The organism is Shewanella sp. SR43-8 (genome assembly GCF_014163775.1).
In the GTDB taxonomy this organism is placed as follows: Bacteria; Pseudomonadota; Gammaproteobacteria; order Enterobacterales; family Shewanellaceae; genus Shewanella; species Shewanella vesiculosa.
In genome coordinates this window covers 42,120-63,402 of record NZ_JACJDX010000010.1, presented here as the reverse complement: position 1 = coordinate 63,402, position 21,283 = coordinate 42,120, and the positions used below count along the sequence as shown (strand labels likewise).

The 21,283-nt window shown below is 41.6% G+C and carries 15 protein-coding genes; 8 read left to right on the top strand and 7 right to left on the bottom strand.

Annotation, left to right across the window (positions count from 1 at the left end):
* Nucleotides 1-89 precede the first annotated feature (89 nt).
* Nucleotides 90-314 (top strand): hypothetical protein, encoded by a 225-nt coding sequence (locus tag H5114_RS14020; protein WP_124017956.1) that lies wholly within the window; start codon nt 90-92, stop codon nt 312-314.
* A 168-nt stretch (nt 315-482) separates the two neighbouring features.
* On the opposite strand, the gene thiI is transcribed toward H5114_RS14020, so the two are convergent.
* The 3 genes from thiI to pomA form a co-directional block, all read right to left on the bottom strand.
* Nucleotides 483-1,937 carry a tRNA uracil 4-sulfurtransferase ThiI gene (gene thiI / locus H5114_RS14015; RefSeq protein ID WP_124017955.1) on the bottom strand — a complete coding sequence of 485 codons (1,455 nt, stop codon included), beginning with the start codon at nt 1,935-1,937 and terminating at the stop codon, nt 483-485.
* A gap of 316 nt (nt 1,938-2,253) precedes the next feature.
* Nucleotides 2,254-3,180, bottom strand: a complete 927-nt coding sequence (locus tag H5114_RS14010; protein WP_124017954.1) for a flagellar motor protein MotB — start codon at nt 3,178-3,180, stop codon at nt 2,254-2,256.
* A gap of 3 nt (nt 3,181-3,183) precedes the next feature.
* Nucleotides 3,184-3,951 (bottom strand): flagellar motor protein PomA, encoded by a 768-nt coding sequence (gene pomA, locus H5114_RS14005; protein ID WP_124017953.1) that lies wholly within the window; start codon nt 3,949-3,951, stop codon nt 3,184-3,186.
* A gap of 337 nt (nt 3,952-4,288) precedes the next feature.
* Between pomA and xseB the strand changes: the two genes are divergently transcribed.
* Genes xseB through dxs form a run of 3 tightly spaced genes read left to right on the top strand, consistent with a single transcriptional unit; the run spans nt 4,289 to nt 7,333 of the window.
* A complete protein-coding gene (gene xseB / locus H5114_RS14000; RefSeq protein WP_124017952.1) occupies nt 4,289-4,525 on the top strand; it encodes an exodeoxyribonuclease VII small subunit in 237 nt (78 codons plus the stop codon).
* 38 nt (nt 4,526-4,563) lie between these two features.
* Complete coding sequence (gene ispA, locus H5114_RS13995) at nt 4,564-5,445, top strand: (2E,6E)-farnesyl diphosphate synthase (protein WP_182698119.1); 882 nt, start codon at nt 4,564-4,566, stop codon at nt 5,443-5,445.
* A 22-nt stretch (nt 5,446-5,467) separates the two neighbouring features.
* Nucleotides 5,468-7,333: a 1-deoxy-D-xylulose-5-phosphate synthase gene (dxs, locus tag H5114_RS13990; RefSeq protein WP_182723325.1), complete on the top strand. Its 1,866-nt coding sequence runs from the start codon at nt 5,468-5,470 to the stop codon at nt 7,331-7,333.
* 125 nt (nt 7,334-7,458) lie between these two features.
* On the opposite strand, the gene grpE is transcribed toward dxs, so the two are convergent.
* The gene (grpE, locus tag H5114_RS13985) at nt 7,459-8,064 is read right to left on the bottom strand and encodes a nucleotide exchange factor GrpE (protein ID WP_124017950.1); all 606 of its coding nucleotides are present in this window, start codon (nt 8,062-8,064) and stop codon (nt 7,459-7,461) included.
* A gap of 162 nt (nt 8,065-8,226) precedes the next feature.
* Here grpE and nadK point away from each other — a divergent pair, with 162 nt between their 5' ends.
* The 3 genes from nadK (at nt 8,227) to H5114_RS13970 (ending at nt 13,981) form a co-directional block, all read left to right on the top strand.
* Nucleotides 8,227-9,105 (top strand): NAD(+) kinase, encoded by an 879-nt coding sequence (gene nadK, locus H5114_RS13980; protein ID WP_182723258.1) that lies wholly within the window; start codon nt 8,227-8,229, stop codon nt 9,103-9,105.
* 330 nt (nt 9,106-9,435) lie between these two features.
* Nucleotides 9,436-11,088, top strand: coding sequence for an L-lactate permease (locus H5114_RS13975; protein ID WP_124017948.1), 1,653 nt, complete (start codon nt 9,436-9,438; stop codon nt 11,086-11,088).
* Nucleotides 11,089-11,176: 88 nt separating this feature from the next.
* Entirely contained in the window at nt 11,177-13,981 is a 2,805-nt protein-coding gene (locus tag H5114_RS13970) for an FAD-binding and (Fe-S)-binding domain-containing protein (RefSeq protein ID WP_124017947.1), read from the top strand.
* A gap of 189 nt (nt 13,982-14,170) precedes the next feature.
* Here the strand turns inward: H5114_RS13970 and H5114_RS13965 are convergent, their stop codons facing one another.
* The 3 genes from H5114_RS13965 to H5114_RS13955 all read right to left on the bottom strand — a co-directional run bounded on the left by H5114_RS13965 (nt 14,171) and on the right by H5114_RS13955 (nt 19,725).
* Nucleotides 14,171-15,256: a GTP-binding protein gene (locus H5114_RS13965; RefSeq protein ID WP_182723257.1), complete on the bottom strand. Its 1,086-nt coding sequence runs from the start codon at nt 15,254-15,256 to the stop codon at nt 14,171-14,173.
* Nucleotides 15,253-16,524: a DEAD/DEAH box helicase gene (locus H5114_RS13960; protein WP_182723256.1), complete on the bottom strand. Its 1,272-nt coding sequence runs from the start codon at nt 16,522-16,524 to the stop codon at nt 15,253-15,255. Before H5114_RS13960 ends, H5114_RS13965 begins: the two co-directional genes overlap by 4 nt.
* A gap of 135 nt (nt 16,525-16,659) precedes the next feature.
* Nucleotides 16,660-19,725, bottom strand: a complete 3,066-nt coding sequence (locus H5114_RS13955; RefSeq protein WP_182723324.1) for an EAL domain-containing protein — start codon at nt 19,723-19,725, stop codon at nt 16,660-16,662.
* Between the two features lie 301 nt (nt 19,726-20,026).
* On the opposite strand from H5114_RS13955, the gene yiaY reads away from it, so the two are divergent.
* A complete protein-coding gene (gene yiaY / locus H5114_RS13950; RefSeq protein ID WP_124017943.1) occupies nt 20,027-21,175 on the top strand; it encodes an L-threonine dehydrogenase in 1,149 nt (382 codons plus the stop codon).
* The last annotated feature ends 108 nt before the right edge of the window (nt 21,176-21,283 follow it).

The following is a 21,283-nucleotide window of genomic DNA, read 5'->3' as shown; positions in this document are numbered from 1 at the left end:
AGCAGCATTAAAAATACCGTTGGACACTCTCTACGACGTAACTGGGATGGTCCGCCAAATGTGATTCATTAGCCTGGAGGCTCACCCCTATGTTCAACCTAAATACTCTGTTTGCAGTTGCGCTGACATCCATCATCGGATTATCAACAGCCCAAGCAACTGAACTAGAACCTATCGATATGGCCGATTTACATGCTGAACTATCGCAAAGTATTGAAGCCATGCAAATCGATATTAATAACGATGTTAACAGCATTCTTGTTGCTGACAATGAACAACAACAAAAAACTTCACAAGTGGTCCAAGCAAACTAATACGATTGTGATTTAGCCTGTTATCCAAACAATAAAAAAAACCGCATTCAATGCGGTTTTTTTACGTCTGTTACATGCAAACTTAAAAAGTATGCTGATTCAACTTGCTATGACCTAAATACTCATACAGATAAAAGCGGCCAACACACGCGCAAACCGCTCCTGTGGTTAAGGGCGATACACTTTAACGTTCGTATAGCCTTGCTCAACAAGGTATAAAGCCTGCAATTTACTCATAACCCCACGGTCACAATACAATAAATACGTTTTAGACTTATCTAAGTCAGCAAATTGTGTCGCTAATTTAAAGAATGGAATCGCTTTAATCATCACATTATCGATCAATAATGGGCTTCGCTCTTCTTCTTCTGGAGCGCGAACATCAATGATGATCTCACCTGATGCCACATTGTTAACCGTTTCGGTCTCGGTAACTTGTTGATTCATTTCAGCCTCTATATCACGAATATCCATCACGACAGCAGATGCAACCACCCGTTCGATTAAGTCTTCGGAGAATTTCATCTCTTCGGCTTCAACCTTAGACAATATCGCTTTAACCGTAGGCTTTTGTGAAATAACCCCACAATACTCAGGAATCGACTTCGCAAAATCTTCAGTGCCAATAATACGGCTCTGATTAATAATATCTTGTTTATCCATTGTGATCAGCGGACGTAAAATCAGTAACTCAGTACTCCGATCAATCACATTTAAGTTAGTCAGTGTTTGGCTAGAAACTTGTCCTAAGCTTTCTCCGGTAACTAAGGCTTGAATACCAAATTTATCAGCGATTCGAGTAGCTGCTCGCATCATTACACGCTTAAGTACTACACCCATTTGACCATTATCAATACGCTCAAGAATCTCTTCAACAACAGGCTCAAATGGCACAGAGATAAAACGTACTTTATGCGACTCACCATATTTTTTCCATAAATGATAAGCCACCTGCTTAACACCTATCTCGTGCTGAGCGCCACCTAGATTAAAGAAACAATAATGAGTACGCGCACCTTTCTTAATAAACTGAAAACTTGATACACCAGAATCGAAACCACCCGAAATAAGCGACAACACATCTTCTTGAGTTGCCATTGGGAAACCACCCAGACCTTCTATACGGCGTTCGACCATGTAAAGCTTATCTTGATCGATTTCAAGATTAACGGTCACATCTGGATTTTTAAGTTTTACCCCTAGTGCATCCGTATGCTGATTTAATCCGCCACCCACATATCGCTCAACATCAATTGAATTAAAATCATGCTTACCAGAACGTTTTACGCGAACACAAAATGTTTTACCGGCAATTTCGTCACGGTATATTGGTAATGTTTGCTGGTAAATATGATCAATAGAATCAAAGCTGTATTCACTGACCTGTACGATGTGAGCAATACCTGGAATGCAAGATAATCGGTCTGCAAATGCATCACACAATTCCGGTTTATCAATTGGTACCTTGACTACAATACGATCGTATTGACGCAGAACTTTGGCACCTTCATCGACGTTTTTTAGTACATTACGGATATTGGTTTCGAGCATCTTAGTAAAGCGCACTCTTACAGACTTGCTCTTCATCATGATTTCAGGGTACAGCTTTACAATAAACTTCATCAGGGTTCCACAGGTATCACCATCAAATAGCACCACACTCGGTTTTGCTAAGTAAAAAGGACAGTAATGCCTTGATAATAAATTAAAAAACAACACAGATCTATTTGCTAGATGTGTAGATAATCCAGTAAATAGCATAACTTATGCAATAATCTGCCAATTATACCAAATGATGTCTATTAACCAAACATATTCACTTTTTTATCTGTTTTTTGTAAATGAAACGGCTGTTAAAGCACATTTTTGACACAAAAAAGCGCAATCTATTTAACCTTCATAGACTGCGCTAATAATGATGTAAACTGATGAGTTGTTACTATTGCGAGACTACAATTTCATTCGACTCTTTAGGCTTACCTTGCTCGATAGAAATTTCAACGCGACGATTTCTTGCTCTATTCTCATTAGAATCATTAGCCACTAATGGCCGATTAGATGCCTCTCCAACCACTTTCATTCGTGTCTCATCAAAGCCGGGGACTTTTCTTAACTCATGAGCTACGGAAACAGCACGTTGACTTGATAGCTCCCAGTTTGAACTGTACAGCTCATTACTAATGTCGGCCCCGTCAGTGTGACCGGATACCGTAATCACGCCGGGAACATCTTTTAATAATTCACCAATCGATCGCACTATGGGTTTGAACTTAGGTTGTAAAAAGCCAGAACCAGATGCAAACGAGCCTTTTTCACGAATACGGATAATAATTTGCTGACCTAAAGACTCAATTTCAATCGCACCATCGACGATTTCTTCATTAAGCTTTTCAGCCATTTTCTTAACTTGCTCGTTAATATTTTCTTGTGAAGATGCAGCATCTTTTTTAACTGCTTCAGCTTCTTGCTGCGCTGTTGCTGCGGCATTACCGCCACGCTGTTCACCGCTTTGTTTTTGGGTTCCACCTGCATTGTCATCTTCGCCGGCCTGATATTCTATGGTCGGTTGAGTCATTTCATTAGTCTGTTGATTAATGATCTCAATAGGCGTGGGATCGGGTCGACCAGGGCGAAATTCCAATGCAATAACAGAGGTGCCTTTGGGGATATCTTTTACTTCAACTTTGTTTTGCACCCCAAATGCATACTTCATTGAACCGGCAATTTGCTTAAATTTCATCACGTCCATTTCAGAGAACGCTAATAACAACACGAAGAAGCACATAAGCAATGACATTAAGTCTGCAAAGGTGGCAAGCCACATGGGGGCGCCTGCTGGTGGACAATCACACTTGGCCTTAGCCATGAGTTACTCTCCGTCCGTTGTATCGATTTTTCTTAATTTTTCAGCCAAATAATTCTTCAGGAAGCCTTCGATCACCCGTGGATTTTGTCCATCTTGAATAGCTAATACCGCATCCATAATAAGATTACGATTAAGCAATTCTTCGTTCATACGTAATGATAATTTATCCGCCATTGGGATAGCGATCATGTTGGCGATCACTGCGCCATAAAGAGTCGTTAGCAAAGCGACCGCCATTGATGGCCCAATGGATTTAGGATCATCCATGTTAGATAACATCGCCACCAAGCCGACAAGTGTACCAATCATTCCCATTGCTGGGGCAACATCACCCATGGCTTTAAAAATGCCAATACCGGTTTTATGCCGCTCTTCTGTCAAGGTAATGTCTTTTTCTAGCGCATTACGCACGACATCGCCATCATGGCCATCAACCAACATATCGACAGCTTTCTGCATAAAGCTGTTAGTTATAACCGCCTCTTCTAATGCTAAGAAGCCCCCTTTACGGGCTGCATCAGCCATGGTGACAGCTTGTTCGATTAAATCTTCAGGTTTGTCTAATTTGAACATGAAGGCTTTCATGCCAATCTTTATCGAACCTAAAAATTGTTTTAGGTTAAATTTCATCATCACAACAAATAATGAGCCAGCAACAACAATCAAAATTGACGGTACATCGATAAATAATCCGATACCACCACTAGTCACCATCGCACCAATAATAAATGCAAAAGCACCAATAATACCTATTAGGGTAGCTAAATCCACAACCTCTCCTCAATCGCAGTCATTGCGCTGCCTATTTGTGCCGCTTTATCGTGCTGTGAGCACATACTGTATAACTTGAACAACGGGGCATATTGTTGCTTAACTATATTGCCCATCGTTATGTATTACAGCAACAGTTTCAATACTATTTTATGCTATCAATTTTAAATTATGACTTGTTATCGGACAAACTCGGCTCAAGTTTAGCTTGTTTTTGCACATTCTAAACAAAATTCAATAACAAAGCGTGCTGTTGAGCAAATATCCAGCGACTGTATTTGACCGATACGCTGGGCTGATATACCTTGTCACTCGCGTAATGAAAGGAATATTAATTGTGGCAAAAAAACCAGAAAACCTCAGTTTTGAACAATCATTAACTGAACTTGAAACCATTGTTGCTCATTTAGAGCAAGGCGAAGTGTCTCTGGATGACGCGCTTAAACAATTTGAGCGTGGTATTAAGTTAGTCAGACAAAGCCAAGCAAAACTTGAACAAGCACAGCAAAAAGTCTCTATATTACTAAATGAAGATGATGCTGAATTTGTGCCATTCACTGTTGAAAGTGAATAATCGTCACAGAGTGTGTATTAAATAATAGGTCTTGATACGTGTTAGCTGAAGCGATAACAACATACCAAAAGCGCGTTAATGTTACTCTTAACGAGCATTTAACTTTGCTTGATGATGCCGCCCCAGATTTAAAAGCGGCCATGCTGCATGGGGCATTATTAGGCGGTAAACGCATTAGACCATTTTTGGTCTACAGTGTCGGTGATATGCTGGGTGTCAATATCAATGCCTTGGATAAAGCTGCCGCAGCCATTGAATGTATTCATGCATATTCTTTAATACATGATGACTTACCGGCTATGGATAACGACGCACTTCGTCGTGGTCAACCCACGGTACATGTTGCCTTTAATGAAGCCACTGCAATTCTTGCTGGAGACGCACTTCAAACATTAGCGTTTGAAATTATCACCGCCCCGAGCAATGACTTACACCCAAAACAGCAAATCGCCATGGTGAGAGCACTTGCCAAAGCCTCTGGGTACCAGGGCATGTGTGGTGGACAAGCAATTGATCTTAGTGCTACCGATCACAGTATCAATATAGAAAGATTAACCGAATTACATAATAAAAAAACCGGTGCGTTGATTACTTGTGCCGTAGAGCTCGCGTTGATTGCTGCAGACATACCCGATGAGCACTATCAACTCATGATGAAATACGCTCACACGCTTGGATTAGCTTTTCAAGTTCAGGATGATATTTTAGATATCACCGCAAGCACTGAAGAGCTAGGAAAACCCCAAGGCAGCGATCAGCAATCGAATAAAAGCACTTTTCCGAAACTACTCGGTCTCGATGGTGCCAAAGCCTGTGCAGAACAACTAATACAAGATGCACTATCAGCGCTGACTAAATTACCATACAATAGCCAGTTAATTGCAGACTTCGCCCACTACATTATTGAGCGAAGATTATAATAAAGAGTCAGACAATCTCGCTATGAGCTTCGATATTTCTAAATTCCCAGTACTAGCAAAAGCTAATACACCAGAAGAATTGAGGAAGTTACCTCAAGGTTTACTTCCACAAGTGTCTGATGAACTCAGACAGTTCTTACTTCAGTCTGTTGGTATTTCTAGCGGACATTTCGCTTCTGGCTTAGGCACAGTTGAATTAACTGTGGCACTTCATTACGTCTACAATACCCCATTCGATCGATTAATTTGGGACGTAGGCCATCAAGCTTATCCACACAAAATACTCACTGATCGTCGCGAACAGATGCACACCATTCGCCAAAAAAATGGCTTGCATCCTTTCCCATGGCGTGAAGAAAGCCCATACGATACCTTTAGCGTAGGCCACTCAGGCACTTCCGTGAGTGCAGCATTAGGTATGGCGATCGCTGCTGAAAAAGAAGCTGTGGGTCGTAAAGTGGTTGCCGTCATTGGTGATGGCGCCATGACAGGCGGTATGGTGTTTGAAGCCCTTAATCATGCGGGCGACTTGCACAATGACATGCTGGTGGTACTTAATGACAACGAAATGTCGATTTCTGAAAACGTTGGTGCACTGAATAACCACTTAGCACAACTGATGTCAGGACGTTTTTATACCACCATTAGAGAGAACAGTAAAAAGGTCCTTAAAGGGATGCCAGTCATTAAAGAAATGGCTAAGCGTACTGAAGAACACCTTAAAGGCATGGTTGTGCCTGCAACGCTATTTGAAGAACTAGGGTTTAATTATATTGGCCCTATAGATGGTCACGATGTCGATTCGCTCGTTGAAACCATGCGTAATATGCGTAACCTCAAAGGTCCACAGATACTGCATATCATGACTAAAAAAGGTCGTGGTTATGAACCTGCTGAAAAAGATCCTATCGGCTGGCACGCAGTGCCTAAATTTGATCCAAGCCAGTTTAAGAAACCGACCACTAAACCTGGTTTACCTACGTTTTCACAAGTGTTTGGTAAATGGTTATGCGACATGGCTGCCACAGACGAGAAATTAGTGGCTATCACTCCTGCTATGCGCGAAGGTTCTGGCATGGTTGAGTTTTCACAACGCTTCCCAAGCCAATATTTTGATGCTGCGATTGCCGAGCAACATGCGGTCACCTTATCCGCAGGATTTGCCTGTGCAGGACTAAAGCCTGTGGTCGCCATATATTCGACCTTCCTGCAGCGCGGATACGATCAACTTATTCACGACGTAGCTTTGCAACGTTTACCGGTATTATTTGCTATTGATCGCGGCGGTATTGTGGGAGCCGATGGCCCTACCCATCAAGGTGCATTCGATTTAAGCTTTATGCGCTGTATTCCGAATATGATCATTATGGCGCCATCAGATGAAAATGAATGTCGCCAAATGCTCTATACCGGGTATTGTTACCAAGATGGTCCTACGGCGGTGCGATATCCACGCGGTTTTGCCACAGGTGCAGAACAAGTAGAAAGTATGATGGCATTGCCTATCGGTAAAGGGGTATTAACCCGCCAAGGTCAAAAAATTGCGATTGTGAACTTTGGTACCACACTTGAAGCAGCGACTGATGCGGCTGAAAAGCTGGATGCCACGGTTGCTGATATGCGCTTTGTTAAACCACTGGATCTAAGCTTGCTTGAACAACTCGCCAACAGCCATGATGTTATTGTGACGATAGAAGAAAATGCGATTATGGGTGGTGCAGGCTCAGGAGTGATTGAAGCATTACATAAAATGCGGATTGTGAAACCCGTGTTACAAATTGGCTTACCTGATGAGTTTATTGAGCACGGTGCGCCAGATGAGATAATCGCAGATCTGCAACTCGATGCAGCAGGTATTTTAGCCCAAATCCAAGCCTTTATGGCCTAAGGTTTAACGGCGGTTACGTGTGCTATGAGCATGACTCGCTGATGATGCTAATAAAAAAGGACTGAAAATTCAGTCCTTTTTTGTGTCTATTGATTCAGTCTTTCGACCTTGTATCGGCTTAAACGTTAAGCTTCAACATCCACACTTGCACCGCCTTGAGATACCATCACCATAGCAGGTCGCAATAAACGATCGTTCAGTAAATACCCTTTCTGCATGACCATCATCACAGTGTTAGCTGGAAACTCAGCACTAGGCTGCATACCGATAGCTTGATGATGTTCTGGGTTAAATGCTTGACCCTGAGGATTAACTTGGGTTACGCCGAACTTAGCCACTGACGTTAAAAAGCCTTTCATTGTCAGGTCAACACCTTCATAAATCGCCTTGGTCGCTTCATCTTCAGGATTGGTTCCCTGTAAGGCACGTTCCATATTATCGATGACAGGTAACAGTTCGTTAGCAAACTTCTCTAAGGCAAACTTACGCGCTTGCTCGACATCTTTTGCCGCGCGAGTTCGGATGTTCTGTGTTTCTGCTGCTGCGCGCATTTCAACATCTTTACGCTCAGCTAACGCAGCTTCAGATTCAGCCAGTAGTTGCTCTAATTCTTCAATACGAAAATTTGCTTGGGTTAATTCATCCATCAAACTAACTTCATCAGCCGCGACTTCAGAAGTAATTTGATCTTCTACTTGATCTTGCGATGTATTGTTCGATTCGTTGCTCATGTTCGCTCCAGCTCATAAATGCGTTATTTCGTATTCTACGACAATAAATAAAGTGGCCATTTGCTGAAAATTAACAGCAAATCTCACACTTCTAATAAGTTTGAGTATATTATGGGGATCAATTCTTATGTTTCAAGGCCTAAAGGCATAACAAACGCGAATATGACTAAATTGTTCCAGACTATCGGACTCATCGGCAAACCACATCATCAAGGGACTAACCTAACGTTAACCCGATTGCATCATTGGTTGAGCATACAGGGCTTTAAAGTTATCGTTGAAGGACGAGTATCTTCAGAGCTAGGGCCTGATGTTTGTTCAATGGACCTACTTGAAATGGGTGAGCATTGTGATCTAGCTATCGTCGTTGGCGGTGATGGTAATATGCTGGGTGCTGCAAGGGTATTAGCACGTTTCAACGTGGCGGTTATTGGGGTAAACCGAGGTAATTTAGGCTTTTTAACCGATTTGCCACCTGATAATTTCGAAGAAGCTTTATCCAAAGTACTTGGCGGCGAATTTGAAACCGAAAACCGTTTTTTACTCGAGGCTGAAGTTCATCGCCACGGAAAAATAACCGCAAGTAATACCGCGGTGAATGAAGCTGTGCTCCATCCGGGCAAAATTGCTCATATGATCCAGTTTGAAGTGTATATTGACGACCAATTTATGTATAGCCAACGCGCAGATGGCATGATTGTCTCGACACCAACAGGTTCTACGGCATATTCATTATCAGCAGGTGGGTCAATTTTAACCCCTAATCTACAAGCTCTGATTTTAGTGCCTATGTTCCCGCACACCTTGTCTTGCCGCCCTATAGTCGTCGATGCATGCAGCACGATTAAATTAGTCGTGTCACCTGATAACGGTGAAAACCTTGAGGTCAGTTGTGATGGCCACGTCCATTTAGCGGTATTACCTGGTGATGAAATCTTAATTCGGCGTTCAAATGAACGCCTAAGACTTATTCATCCCAAAGGACATAATTATTTTCACGTATTGCGCAATAAATTAGGCTGGGGCAGTAAACTTTTCTAACAGTTTGATCTAAGTCACAGCCTACCTCCCTTTCCAGTGAGCTTCTTCACATTACCAAATACTAATTAATTATATTGTAAAGCCAATCGAAAACTCGTTTGGTTTACTCTATATGACCTGTTGCATCCTTAAAAAGCGTGATCTCAAACACGCACTTAATAACCTCATACTGACTCGCCTCACAGTTCTGTCGACGATTACACTTTCTCGTGTATTAGATGATCTCGATCAACATCCTTAACACCTAAATAACGTCTATTACGCCCTAGTTAGCCAAATGCTAACAAATAATAACAATTCAATACCCACTTATAGTGATTCGAGGTATGCATGACAATATTACAGATACTAGCAAGCTTAACCCCCATTATTAGCGTAATGGTATTTTTGGTGCTTATGCGCTTACCAGCGTCGAAAGCAATGCCCATATCAATGGTTGCTACAGGCCTTGTAGCAATGTTTATATGGCAAATGGATACACAACTTCTTGCCGCTTCGGTTGTTGAAGGTCTTCTTGCTGCACTAACACCGCTAACCATTATTTTTGGCGCGGTGTTTTTATTAAATACCCTTAAATATTCTGGCGCCATGGACACTATTCGTTCAGGCTTTACTAACATTAGTGCCGATGCACGTGTTCAGGTCATTATTATTTGTTGGTTGTTTGGTTCGTTTATTGAAGGTTCAGCTGGCTTTGGCACACCTGCAGCAATCGGTGCACCGCTGCTAGTGTTACTCGGTATTCCTCCTATTGCAGCTGCAGTAGTCGCCTTGATTGCGGATTCAACATCGGTATCATTTGGCGCTATTGGCTTACCAGTTCTATTTGGGATGGAACAAGGTCTAACTGAAGGCGGCGTTAACATGGCAGCAACGCAAATTGCTGAACATGGCGGCACTTTTGCAGGTTACGCACAGTTTATCGCTAAACATATGATCACCATTGACTTATTTACGGGTACATTAATTCCGTTAGTGATGGTGTGTGTGTTAACTGGCTTTTTTGGTCGAAACAAATCAATCAAAGAAGGCTTACAAGTTTGGAAATTCGCCATATTTGCAGGTTTCGCCTTTACGATACCAGCATGGTTAATTAACTATTTTGCAGGCCCTGAATTCCCATCCGTTATTGGTGCTCTTGTGGGCATGGCGTTAGTTATCCCTGTCGCTAGAAAAGGCTGGTTACTGCCGGCAAAACCTTGGTGTGACTTCAGCGAAAACGATCATAAATCAGATGAAGAAATAGCCCTAAACCAAACACCGGTTAAATTTTCACAAATTGCCGCTTGGTCTCCATACATCATTATGGCCGCGTTGTTAGTTTTATCTCGCGTGGTTGTTCCATTTAAAACCTGGTTACTCGGCTTTAATATCAGTTGGACGGGTTTATTAGGTACTGAGCTTAAAGCAGGTTTTGCAACCTTGTATGCGCCTGGTATTTTCTTTGTCGTCGTCTGTTTATTCGGTTTTATGTTATTTAAAATGAAACCTGCCACGATGAAGCAATCAATTACCGTATCGTGCAAATCGATGTTGCCTACTATTATTTCACTCGGTGCATCTGTACCTATGGTGAAAATATTCCTTAACTCAGGTGAAAATGGTGCTGGTCTGGCTTCAATGCCTGTGGCCTTAGCAGACTTATTGGCGAATAGCATGGGCTCAGTGTGGGCTTGGGTTTCGCCTATCGTCGGTATTTTTGGTGCCTTTTTGTCTGGTTCTGCAACCTTCTCAAACATGATGTTTTCAGGCCTACAGTATTCTGTTGCCGACAACATTGGTATGAATCACGCCATCGCACTCGCACTTCAAGGTATTGGGGCAAATGCGGGTAACATGATGTGTGTCATGAACGTTGTTGCTGCTGCTACAGTTGTGGGTATGGCTGGACGTGAATCTGAAATTATTCGTAAAACAATGCCTATCGCAATTGGATATGCCTTAGTCGCAGGTACCATTGCCGTTCTCTGGGGTGGATTTTAATTCACTGTAAAGTGGCTTCTATTCTAACGATAACAATACAGCAGGCACACTATTCCTGCTGTATATTCAAATATTAAGAGAGCATATTATGACGATTAATTATCAAGTAGTGATGGACACGTTAACGTCACAACTGGGAAGCCAGGCCGTATCTAACGATCCAGTGCGTCGTTTTGCTTGGTCTACAGATGCCAGTTATTTTCGGATTGTACCTGAAATTGTGGTACATGCTGATACTCCAGAACAAGTTAAAATAACCCTCAATATTGCCAATGCACATAATGTCCCAGTGACCTTCCGCGCCGCGGGCACCAGTTTGTCTGGCCAGGCTATTGGTGAAGGCATTTTACTTATTTTGGGTCATGATGGTTTTAGAAACATAGACATTAGTGAAGATAAAACATCGATCACTCTAGGTGCTGCAGTCATTGGTTCTGATGCCAACATGGCATTAAAACCCTTCAATAAAAAAATTGGCCCAGATCCAGCAACATTAGCCTCGGCTCAAATTGCGGGTATGGTAGCAAACAACGCATCTGGCATGTGTTGTGGTACAGCTCAAAACAGTTATCAAACAATTAAATCTGCTAAGTTAATGTTCGCCGATGGGACTGAACTCGATACGGGTTGCCCAGATTCTAAAGCAGCATTTAGTCAATCGCATTCAATGTTACTTAGAGCATTAACCGATTTAGCACAGCTCACACAGAACAATCCAACCTTATCAGCCAGAATCCGTAAGAAGTTCTCAATTAAAAATACCACGGGTTACAGCATTAATGCACTGGTGGATTTTAGTGACCCATTCGATTTAATTAATCACTTAATTGTTGGCTCGGAAGGTACACTCGCGTTTGTTAATGAAGTGACTTATCACACAGTTGAAGAAGCGCAATTTAAGGCTTCTGCCATGGCAGTATTTTTTAATATGGAAGATGCCGCCAGAGCGGTTCCCCCTATTAAAGGCGATAGTGTTGCCGCAGCAGAATTGCTTGACTGGGCATCAATTAAGTCGGTTACCGGAAAAACCGGTATGCCGAAGTGGTTAAGTGATTTACCTGAAGGTTCGGCTATTTTATTGATTGAGTGTCGCGCTAATGATCCACAAACATTAGTGAAATACACTGAAGATGTTATTCAAAAAATTGCCCATATTGACACCGAACGCCCAACAGAATTTAGTAATGATCCAGTGGTATTTGGCCAGTATTGGGCAATGCGCTCAGGTTTATTCCCTATTATTGGCGGTGCAAGGCCAAAAGGTACATCCGTCATTATTGAAGATGTAGCATTCGAATTACAGCATTTAGCCAGTGCAGCGTCAGACTTAACCGCCTTGTTCCATAAGCACGGTTACCCTGAAGGGGTAATTTATGGCCATGCCTTAGCCGGTAACTTCCACTTTATTATCACGCCTACATTTGCCTCACAAGATGACATCAATCGCTTCCAAGGCTTTATGAAAGATGTCGCTGACATGGTGATCAATAAGTACGACGGTTCGATGAAAGCAGAACATGGTACCGGTCGCGCTGTAGCCCCGTTTGTTGAAATGGAATGGGGTACTGACGCTTACACGTTAATGAAGCAAATCAAACAAATATTCGACCCAAGTAAACTGTTAAATCCAGGAGTTATCCTTAACGATGATAGCTTGGTACATGTTAAAAACATCAAACCTTGCCCTATTGTTGATGATTTCGTCGACAAATGTATTGAGTGTGGTTTTTGCGAGAAAACATGTCCGACTTCGGCACTCAACTTCTCTCCACGACAACGAATTGCGGTACTACGTGAAATTGAACGTTTAGAGCAATCTGGTGATAAAAAAGCCGCAGCCGAAATGCGTGCCAGTGCTAAATATGATGTTGTTGATACGTGTGCAGCATGTCAGTTATGTACTATTGCCTGCCCAGTTGATAACAGTATGGGTCAGTTAGTACGTAAACTGCGTACCCCCTACATCACGACCACAGAGCAAAAAGTACTCGACTTCCAAGCCAAACATTTTGGCGCAGTAAACCAAGTGATCAGTACAGGTTTCGATATTTTAGGCATTGTGCACAAAATAACCGGCGATAGCATTACTAACTCCTTGATGAAAGCTGGACGCTTGATTTCCAAAGAAGTGCCATATTGGAACCCTGACTTCCCTAAAGGCGGTAAAGTCACAAAACCATCGGCTCACAAACCGGGTCAGAAAACAGTTTTATACTTCCCAGCATGCGGTGGCAGAACCTTTGGTCCAACACCAAAAGATCCTGATAACCGCACCTTACCTGAAGTCGTTATCACTTTGCTCGAACGGGCTGGCTACAATGTGATCATCCCAGAAAACACTCGCCATTTATGTTGCGGTCAGATGTGGGAATCAAAAGGTGATTTTAAAAACGCCGATGCTAAGCGTGATGAACTGATTGATGCTCTGAGTAAACAGTCTGATAATGGCAAGGTGCCTATTATTGTTGATGCCTTGTCTTGTACTTATCGTACCTTAACCGGTAATCCTAAGGTCAAAATAACCGATTTAGTCGAGTTTATGCACGACGAGATGCTACCTAAGATGACCATAACCAAGAAATCTAATGTCACTTTACACCAAGGCTGTAGTGCCCGTAAGATGAAATTAGAACCTAAACAACAGGCAATTGCTGATGCGTGTGCTAACCACGTCGTGTTACCAGCAGACATTACTTGTTGTGGTTATGCTGGTGAGAAAGGGCTTTATAAGCCTGAAATTAATGCCAGCGCATTGCGTAACATTAAAAAGCTTATTCCTGCTGAAACTAAAGAAGGTTACTACGCCAACAGAATGTGTGAGGTAGGCTTAACCCAACACAGTGGTATTTCATACCGCCATTTAGCATATTTACTAGAAGAATGTACCCGTTAAATTAACCGGCCATCAGAGTAAATAGCGAAAATAATAAGGGCATTGATATGATATCAATGCCCTTATTTTTTGTTACCATACTTAACGCTAATTTCTGAACTCAAGGTTAATTGGCGTCATGAAACGAATTATTCACCCCAATCAAGTTGGCCTATTAACGCTAATTTAATAAACGCTAATTTAATAAAGTTAGTTCAATAAACACGCCAGTAATTGTTGCTGCAACTTTTCATGTTCAAGTGGTATATCACTAATAATTTCTACCCTTGAGTCTAGAGTATCATCAAGCTCATTTAGCGCTAACGAGCCATCAACCATATTGACCCCTAATACTCCGTCGCTAGTGATCACTATCGCTTTTAATCTCAATACATTATCTATTTTAACCGTGTCAATCCAGGCCATAAAGCGCTCAAACTGAAAACAATGCACCGCGGAGAATATCCACCCACTGCTGTAGCAGCCCTCACCTTGATTGGTTTTGTGGATAAAACCACTAGCAGAAACCTCAGCGGCATCAATATCACTCAGTGGTGGCTCGCTCGAAAACCAATTGTCTGCAAGCGATTTTCGGCCCAATAAGCGTTGTGCTGTTGTTGAACAACGATACTTTGTCGGAACATTTAAGTGCGCCAAAATCTGCTGGATCAAGTCAATATCAGTGAAGTGATTAGCGACTGTGATAAGTGGCGTGTGTTGTAAGTGTAACTTGCTGAGGAATTGCTGCAGTTGCAGATGATCGTTTGCCGTGTAATGCTGTGCTTTGTTAGCAAGCAGCACATCTGCCAGCTGTAATTGCTGTATAAACGTATCATGGTTTTGATAGCGAGGATCGCCAACTTTGCGGGCATCCACTAGGCAGATACTGGTTTGTAGCTTAATAACATGCTGATAATATTCAGATGTTAACAACTTAGCAATTTCGGCTGGATGACCTAACCCTGTGGGTTCTATGAGTAATCGATCCGGTTTTGCTTGTTGGATAAGCTGATTTATCGCCACTTGTGTTGGCAAGCCAGACACGCAACAAAGACAACCACCGGGTACTTCTTTTATCACCACAGCAGGCTGTTTTTTTGATGATTCAGATGCGTAATTATCACCGACAGTGGCATTTAACAATCCACCATCTATGCCTATTTCGCCAAACTCATTCACCAACACAGCCCACACTTCATCTTTGGGTTTATGCGCTAATAACTGGCTAATGAGCGTGGTTTTACCCACGCCCAGAAAACCGGTAATGATATTGGTATTAATCGGTTTAGTGATCATTTTTTCGCTTTAGAATATTTACCTTTACGAGTCGGCTTAGCATCAGTTTGCGATGGCTTGCCCCGTTTATACTTAAGTACTTTTTTAGGTTTCTCAATCGCCACATCACGATATCTAGCAGGTAGTGGCGCCCCTTCTTCATATCCGACTGGCACCAGTAACGGTAAAGACTGTCCAATAAGTAGTTCAATTGCGGCAAGTAACTCAAGCTCTTGCGGGCTGACCAGCGAAATCGCTTCACCGCCTAATCCCGCACGGCCAGTGCGCCCTATACGATGAACATAATCTTCACATTCTTCAGGCAATTCAAAGTTAATCACTCTTGGTAACGCTTGAATATCAAGTCCGCGAGCGGCCAAGTCGGTAGCGATTAACACGCGTAATTGACCAGTTTTAAACTCTTCTAAAGCGCGGTTGCGTGCGCCTTGACTTTTATCACCGTGAAATACCGATGACTTAATACCGTCTAGGCTTAACTCGCGATATAAATGATCGGCGGTTTCTTTGCGACTGGTAAACACCATCACTTGCTGCCAGTTATGCTTGCCAATCAATTCAGATAACAACTCGGCTTTACGACGGGTGTCGACTTGATACACCTGCTGGACAACATTAGCCGCTGTGGTTTGGGTTTCAACATGAACATATTCAGGATTGTTTAGCATTTTAGCTGCTAGGGTTTTAACTTCTTCAGAAAAAGTAGCAGAAAACATCATGGTTTGATGTTGTCTGGCAATTAAGCGCTTCACTTTTTCAATATCTTTCACAAAGCCAAGATCGAGCATACGGTCTGCTTCATCAATCACTAAATGAGTGACAAAAGATAAATCCAATTCATGTTGACCAATAATGTCAAACAAACGCCCTGGGGTAGCGACCAATATGTCGACACCTTGCTCTAATGCTTTGCGCTGAGGGTTTATACTCGCGCCGCCATACACAGCTAAGCTAATCAGATTAATAAATTGGCTGTATTTAACTAAATTTTGTTCAATCTGAATCGCTAACTCACGGGTCGGTGTCATGATTAATGCACGTAAACGATGTGATGATGGTAAATCCGCATCATCTTGGGCCATTAAATGGCTGAGTAACGGTAAAGCAAAAGCGGCTGTTTTTCCGGTACCGGTTTCGGCACTGGCCAACACATCTCGGCCATCTAGCGCTAGTGGGATCACAGCTTGTTGGACAGGAGTAGCAGTTTGATACCCAGATTGACTCACCGCATCTAATAATAGTGGCGATAACCCTAGCGACGTAAATGACATAACAGACTCAGTAAAAACAAATAAAAATAGGTCGCTATTGTATACTAATCTAAACACCATTAACTATTACATTAATGGTGTTAGCAACCATTTATCACGGTGGATGATGCAGGTGTTGAGTGTGTCGCGATGACATTAACGTGACATGACCTTAGTCAATTTTAGTTGTGTTACTTTATTAACTAAATACTTTTGCTCAAAATCGTGTCGACACAAGGCATGCGAGAAAATATATCCTTGGGCATAATCACAACCAGCAAGCTCCATTAACTGTCGTTGATTTTCAGTTTCAATACCTTCGGCAATCACTTCAATGCCAAGCTTATGGGCCATGGCAATAATCGCTTCGCACAAATACTTTTCATTACTTTCTGCAGACAAACTATTGACTAAACCTTTGTCAATTTTAAGGTAATTAATGTTAAATTTCTTTAAATAGGCCAACGATGAATAACCTGAGCCAAAATCATCAAGCGAGATTTGTATACCAGCATCAGCATAAGCTAATAATTTAGCCTCAACATTAGGTTCAATTTCAAGCAATAAGCTTTCAATGATTTCAATGCAGATACTATTGGTCGGTAATGCGAGCGAATGCATGTAGTTGAGCCAGTCTTCAACCTGAGTCGACTCATCTTTAAACTGCACAGAAGACATATTAATACTGATTTGAACGTCAGCATCAAACTGTGCTTTCCATTTCTTTGCTTGCTCACAAGCCTGATAAAAGACCCAATTACCAATATCGACTACCATGCCAGTCTCTTCGGCAATAGAGATAAAGTCTGCCGGCGGAATAACGCCCACGGTAGGATGATGCCAACGAATTAACGCTTCAGCTTTGATCACCTGCTGACAACTTAAATCAACAATGGGTTGGTAATACAGTTCAAATTGCTGTTGAGTGATGGCAACTTTGAGATCCCGGATCAGTAGCATCCGCTTTTGGGCACTATCTTGCATTGCCGAGGTAAAATAATTAAATCGACTACGCCCAAGCTTTTTAGCTGAATACATAGCTTGATCGGCATTCTTTAACAATCCTTCCGTTGTTTTTGCGTCGTCAGGAAATAGAGTGATACCAATACTGGCGCTAATATAAGCCGTTTGCTCACCTAATAAATAAGGTTTTGACAGTTGTTTGAGTATTTGCTGTGCGACGCGATCGACACCATGAGTATCTTCAAGATTGGCCAGTACTATGGTAAATTCATCGCCACCAAGACGAGCAACAACATCAGTTTCTCGAATGCATTGCTTTAGACGAGCCGCCGTTTCAAGCAACAATACATCGCCCATATCATGGCCCAATGTGTCGTTAATCTCTTTAAAATAATCTAAATCTAAAAACATCAATGCAAAATGATTATGCTTACGGTCACTTAATAAAACCTCTTGATTCAGAAATGTTAGTAACATCCTCCGATTAGGTAATCCGGTCAGTGCATCATAATTGGCCTGGCGCCATATCAACTCTTCCGTTTGTTTTTTCTCAGTAACATCAGAAAATAACGCAACAAATCGATCTGCCTGCGACTTCTTGCTCACGATTGAATTAATCGTTAACAAGATAAGGTAACTTTCACCATTTTTACGCCGCATCCACACTTCACCATGCCAATGCCCCTGTTGGCTAAGCTGCTGTGTTAACTGCTGATAAAAGTGTTTAGGCTGCAGATCTGTTTCAAACATACTCAAATGCTGATTTTGTATATCTTCCTGAGTAAATCCTGTGATAAAAGAAAATGCCGGATTTGAATCAATAATAATGCCATTAGCAGTAAACACACTCATGGCTTCACTGGAGTTTTGATACACAGATGAGGCAATACTTAACGAATCTTCAACCTGTTTAATATCAGTAATATCACTATGAGTGCCAAACACTCTCAGAGGTTTACCTTTAGCATCAACATCAACAACGCTGCCGGTTTGTAAAATCCAGCGCCACACACCTTGAGAATCAATTAATTGATATTCCACACGCTGACTAATGCTGCGGCCTGTTATAATTTCATTAATACTGCGCAAAAACTTAAATTTATCTTTTGCATGTATTGCATCTATCCATCGCTCTGGCTGCAAATTAAGCTCGTCCATGGTACAGCCCAAAATCTCAGCACTGTATCGATTAGTGCTAATACGATGACTAACGACATCCCAGTCCCAGACGCCTAATTCACTACTATCGAGTACCAAAGCGAGTTGTTCTTTACTGTGTAATAAAGCTTGCTCCGCTTGCTTTCGTTCGGTGATGTCTAGAAAAGCTGCAATCACCAAAAAAGTATCGTCTTGAATATGACGACGACATGTAATGGTCATATGGGTATAAACAACCGAACCATCTTTGGCGATAAAACGTTTATCAATTTCGTATTCGTTGAGTTGGCCTTTAAGCATTTCCTCATAGAGTAATAAATCTTTATTCAAATCATCTGGATGAGTTAATGCTTGCCAGGTTAGCGATGTTAATTCTTTTTCGCTGTAACCAAACATACGACATAAATAAGGATTAACTCGCAGCCAATATTTATTTTTTGTACTAATGGAAATACCAATATTGCCAATATCAAATTGATTTTTAAATAGAAAATCGTCTTGAAGTTTAACTTGTATATCGTTTTTACTGGATACTATTTGGCTAAGAAAATGACCAATGATCAGCGTCAGTAACGGTAATACCGTCATGATAGGCAGTGACATAAGAGTGAAAATGGCTAACGCTTGTTCGGAAGGTAATAAAAATAACCAATTCAGTAATACCGCATGCACTGCTACACCGAAAAGGTAAAACTCAACATAGCTAATTTGATCTAATTTATCCACCCGAAATCGGCGCCAAATTAGCCCTATCATAGCGCTGCTGATCAAGATGAATATGCCCACCGCGACCGCTTCACCACCCAAGAAATAGCGGTATAGCGCCATAATAATGATGGCGATAGCAGTAGGAATAGCACCAAAGAATAATCCGCTTAAACTGATCGCTACTGAGCTTGCATTAAACAATATTGGCTGTTGTTCAACCACTGGAAACATCATGATAATGATGCCAATAACACCGACAAGTGCACCAATATAAAATGGCCACAGGGCAGGATCCACTTTACGTTGATACAAAGGAGAGAGTGAGCAAACATAAACTAGCGCCAGAAGTAGCGCTGAATTTTCTAAAATTGAGAAAAAAACATTTAGATTCAACATCTATATATTTCCCTTATCTATCCTTAATAAGCACATTAGCATCCAAGCTATCTCGATCTAGTCATGTAAAAACAATCTAAAACCATGGTCCCTTCATGTTTTACCGTGAATCATTCTATATATAAACAAGATAATATTCATCTAAAATTTTCTGCGACTCTTGATATAAACAGTAAGAAAAATCAGATCAATAATTGTTTTTAATCGCCGTTAATCAGATTCAGATCACATAATATTGTTGGTGTTATTGCTACGTTTACCACAGAGAATATTCAATCTTATATAAAGGACAATCAATATGGCGACTAAATTTTTTATTCCAAGCGTCAACATTCTGGGTCAAGGTAGCGTAGATGAAGCCATTAAAGACATCAACGCATTTGGATTTACCAAAGCACTAATTGTTACCGACAAACCACTAGTGAGTATTGGTTTAGTGGCTAAGGTGACTAAAAAGCTCAATGCTAATGGGATTGAAGTGGTTATTTTTGATGGTGTTCAACCCAACCCTACTACAGGTAATGTTGCCGCTGGCCTTGAGCTATTAACAAGTCATAAGTGTGATTTTATTATTTCATTAGGCGGTGGTTCGCCTCATGATTGCGCTAAAGGCATAGCGCTTGTTGCCACTAATGGCGGCAACATTAAAGATTATGAAGGTGTAGATGTCTCAATTAAGGCACAAATGCCATTAGTGGCCATTAATACCACTGCCGGCACGGCAAGCGAAATGACCCGTTTTTGTATTATTACCGATGAAGCAAGGCACATTAAAATGGCCATTGTCGATAAAAATACCACCCCAATACTTTCTGTAAATGATCCAGAACTGATGCTTGAAAAGCCAGCATCACTCACAGCAGCCACAGGTATGGATGCATTAACGCATGCCATTGAAGCCTATGTTTCTATTGCTGCCAATCCGATCACCGATGCATGTGCAATAAAAGCCATTGAGCTTATTCAAGCTAACTTAATCAATGCTGTAAAACACGGCGATGACATCCAAGCTCGTGAAAACATGGCTTATGCCCAATTTCTCGCGGGTATGGCATTTAATAATGCCAGCCTAGGTTATGTGCATGCGATGGCACATCAACTGGGTGGTTTTTATGATTTACCACACGGCGTATGTAACGCATTGCTTCTGCCGCATGTTCAAACATATAACGCTCAAGTCGTACCTGCACGCTTAGCTGACGTAGCCAAAGCAATGGGCATCGACATCACAGCAATGTCAGACGATCAAGGCGCTAAAGCAGCAATCGATGCCATTAAGCAACTGTCTACAGCAGTAAACATCCCTGCAAATTTAACTGAATTAGGTGTTAAAGCTGAAGACATTCCTACCCTAGCAGATAATGCCCTTAAGGATGCTTGTGGTTTTACAAATCCAAAACAGGCTACACACGCAGAAATTTGCCAAATTTTCACTAACGCGCTATAAAATTCAATAACAGAACATAAACCAATATAAAGGGATGAGTATGTCAACTTTAGCTAACTTATCTCTGAGGTCGAATTAAGGTTAACTCGTTTAGTTAAGCAGCCCCAA

What these genes read in the sequence shown, in the direction of transcription:
- H5114_RS14020 (WP_124017956.1), top strand. Translation starts at nt 90, where the DNA reads ATGTTCAACCTAAATACTCTGTTTGCAGTTGCGCTGACATCCATCATC.
- thiI (WP_124017955.1), bottom strand. Translation starts at nt 1,937, where the DNA reads ATGAAGTTTATTGTAAAGCTGTACCCTGAAATCATGATGAAGAGCAAG.
- H5114_RS14010 (WP_124017954.1), bottom strand. Translation starts at nt 3,180, where the DNA reads ATGGCTAAGGCCAAGTGTGATTGTCCACCAGCAGGCGCCCCCATGTGG.
- dxs (WP_182723325.1), top strand. Translation starts at nt 5,468, where the DNA reads ATGAGCTTCGATATTTCTAAATTCCCAGTACTAGCAAAAGCTAATACA.
- grpE (WP_124017950.1), bottom strand. Translation starts at nt 8,064, where the DNA reads ATGAGCAACGAATCGAACAATACATCGCAAGATCAAGTAGAAGATCAA.
- nadK (WP_182723258.1), top strand. Translation starts at nt 8,227, where the DNA reads ATGACTAAATTGTTCCAGACTATCGGACTCATCGGCAAACCACATCAT.
- H5114_RS13975 (WP_124017948.1), top strand. Translation starts at nt 9,436, where the DNA reads ATGACAATATTACAGATACTAGCAAGCTTAACCCCCATTATTAGCGTA.
- H5114_RS13970 (WP_124017947.1), top strand. Translation starts at nt 11,177, where the DNA reads ATGACGATTAATTATCAAGTAGTGATGGACACGTTAACGTCACAACTG.
- H5114_RS13965 (WP_182723257.1), bottom strand. Translation starts at nt 15,256, where the DNA reads ATGATCACTAAACCGATTAATACCAATATCATTACCGGTTTTCTGGGC.
- H5114_RS13960 (WP_182723256.1), bottom strand. Translation starts at nt 16,524, where the DNA reads ATGTCATTTACGTCGCTAGGGTTATCGCCACTATTATTAGATGCGGTG.
- yiaY (WP_124017943.1), top strand. Translation starts at nt 20,027, where the DNA reads ATGGCGACTAAATTTTTTATTCCAAGCGTCAACATTCTGGGTCAAGGT.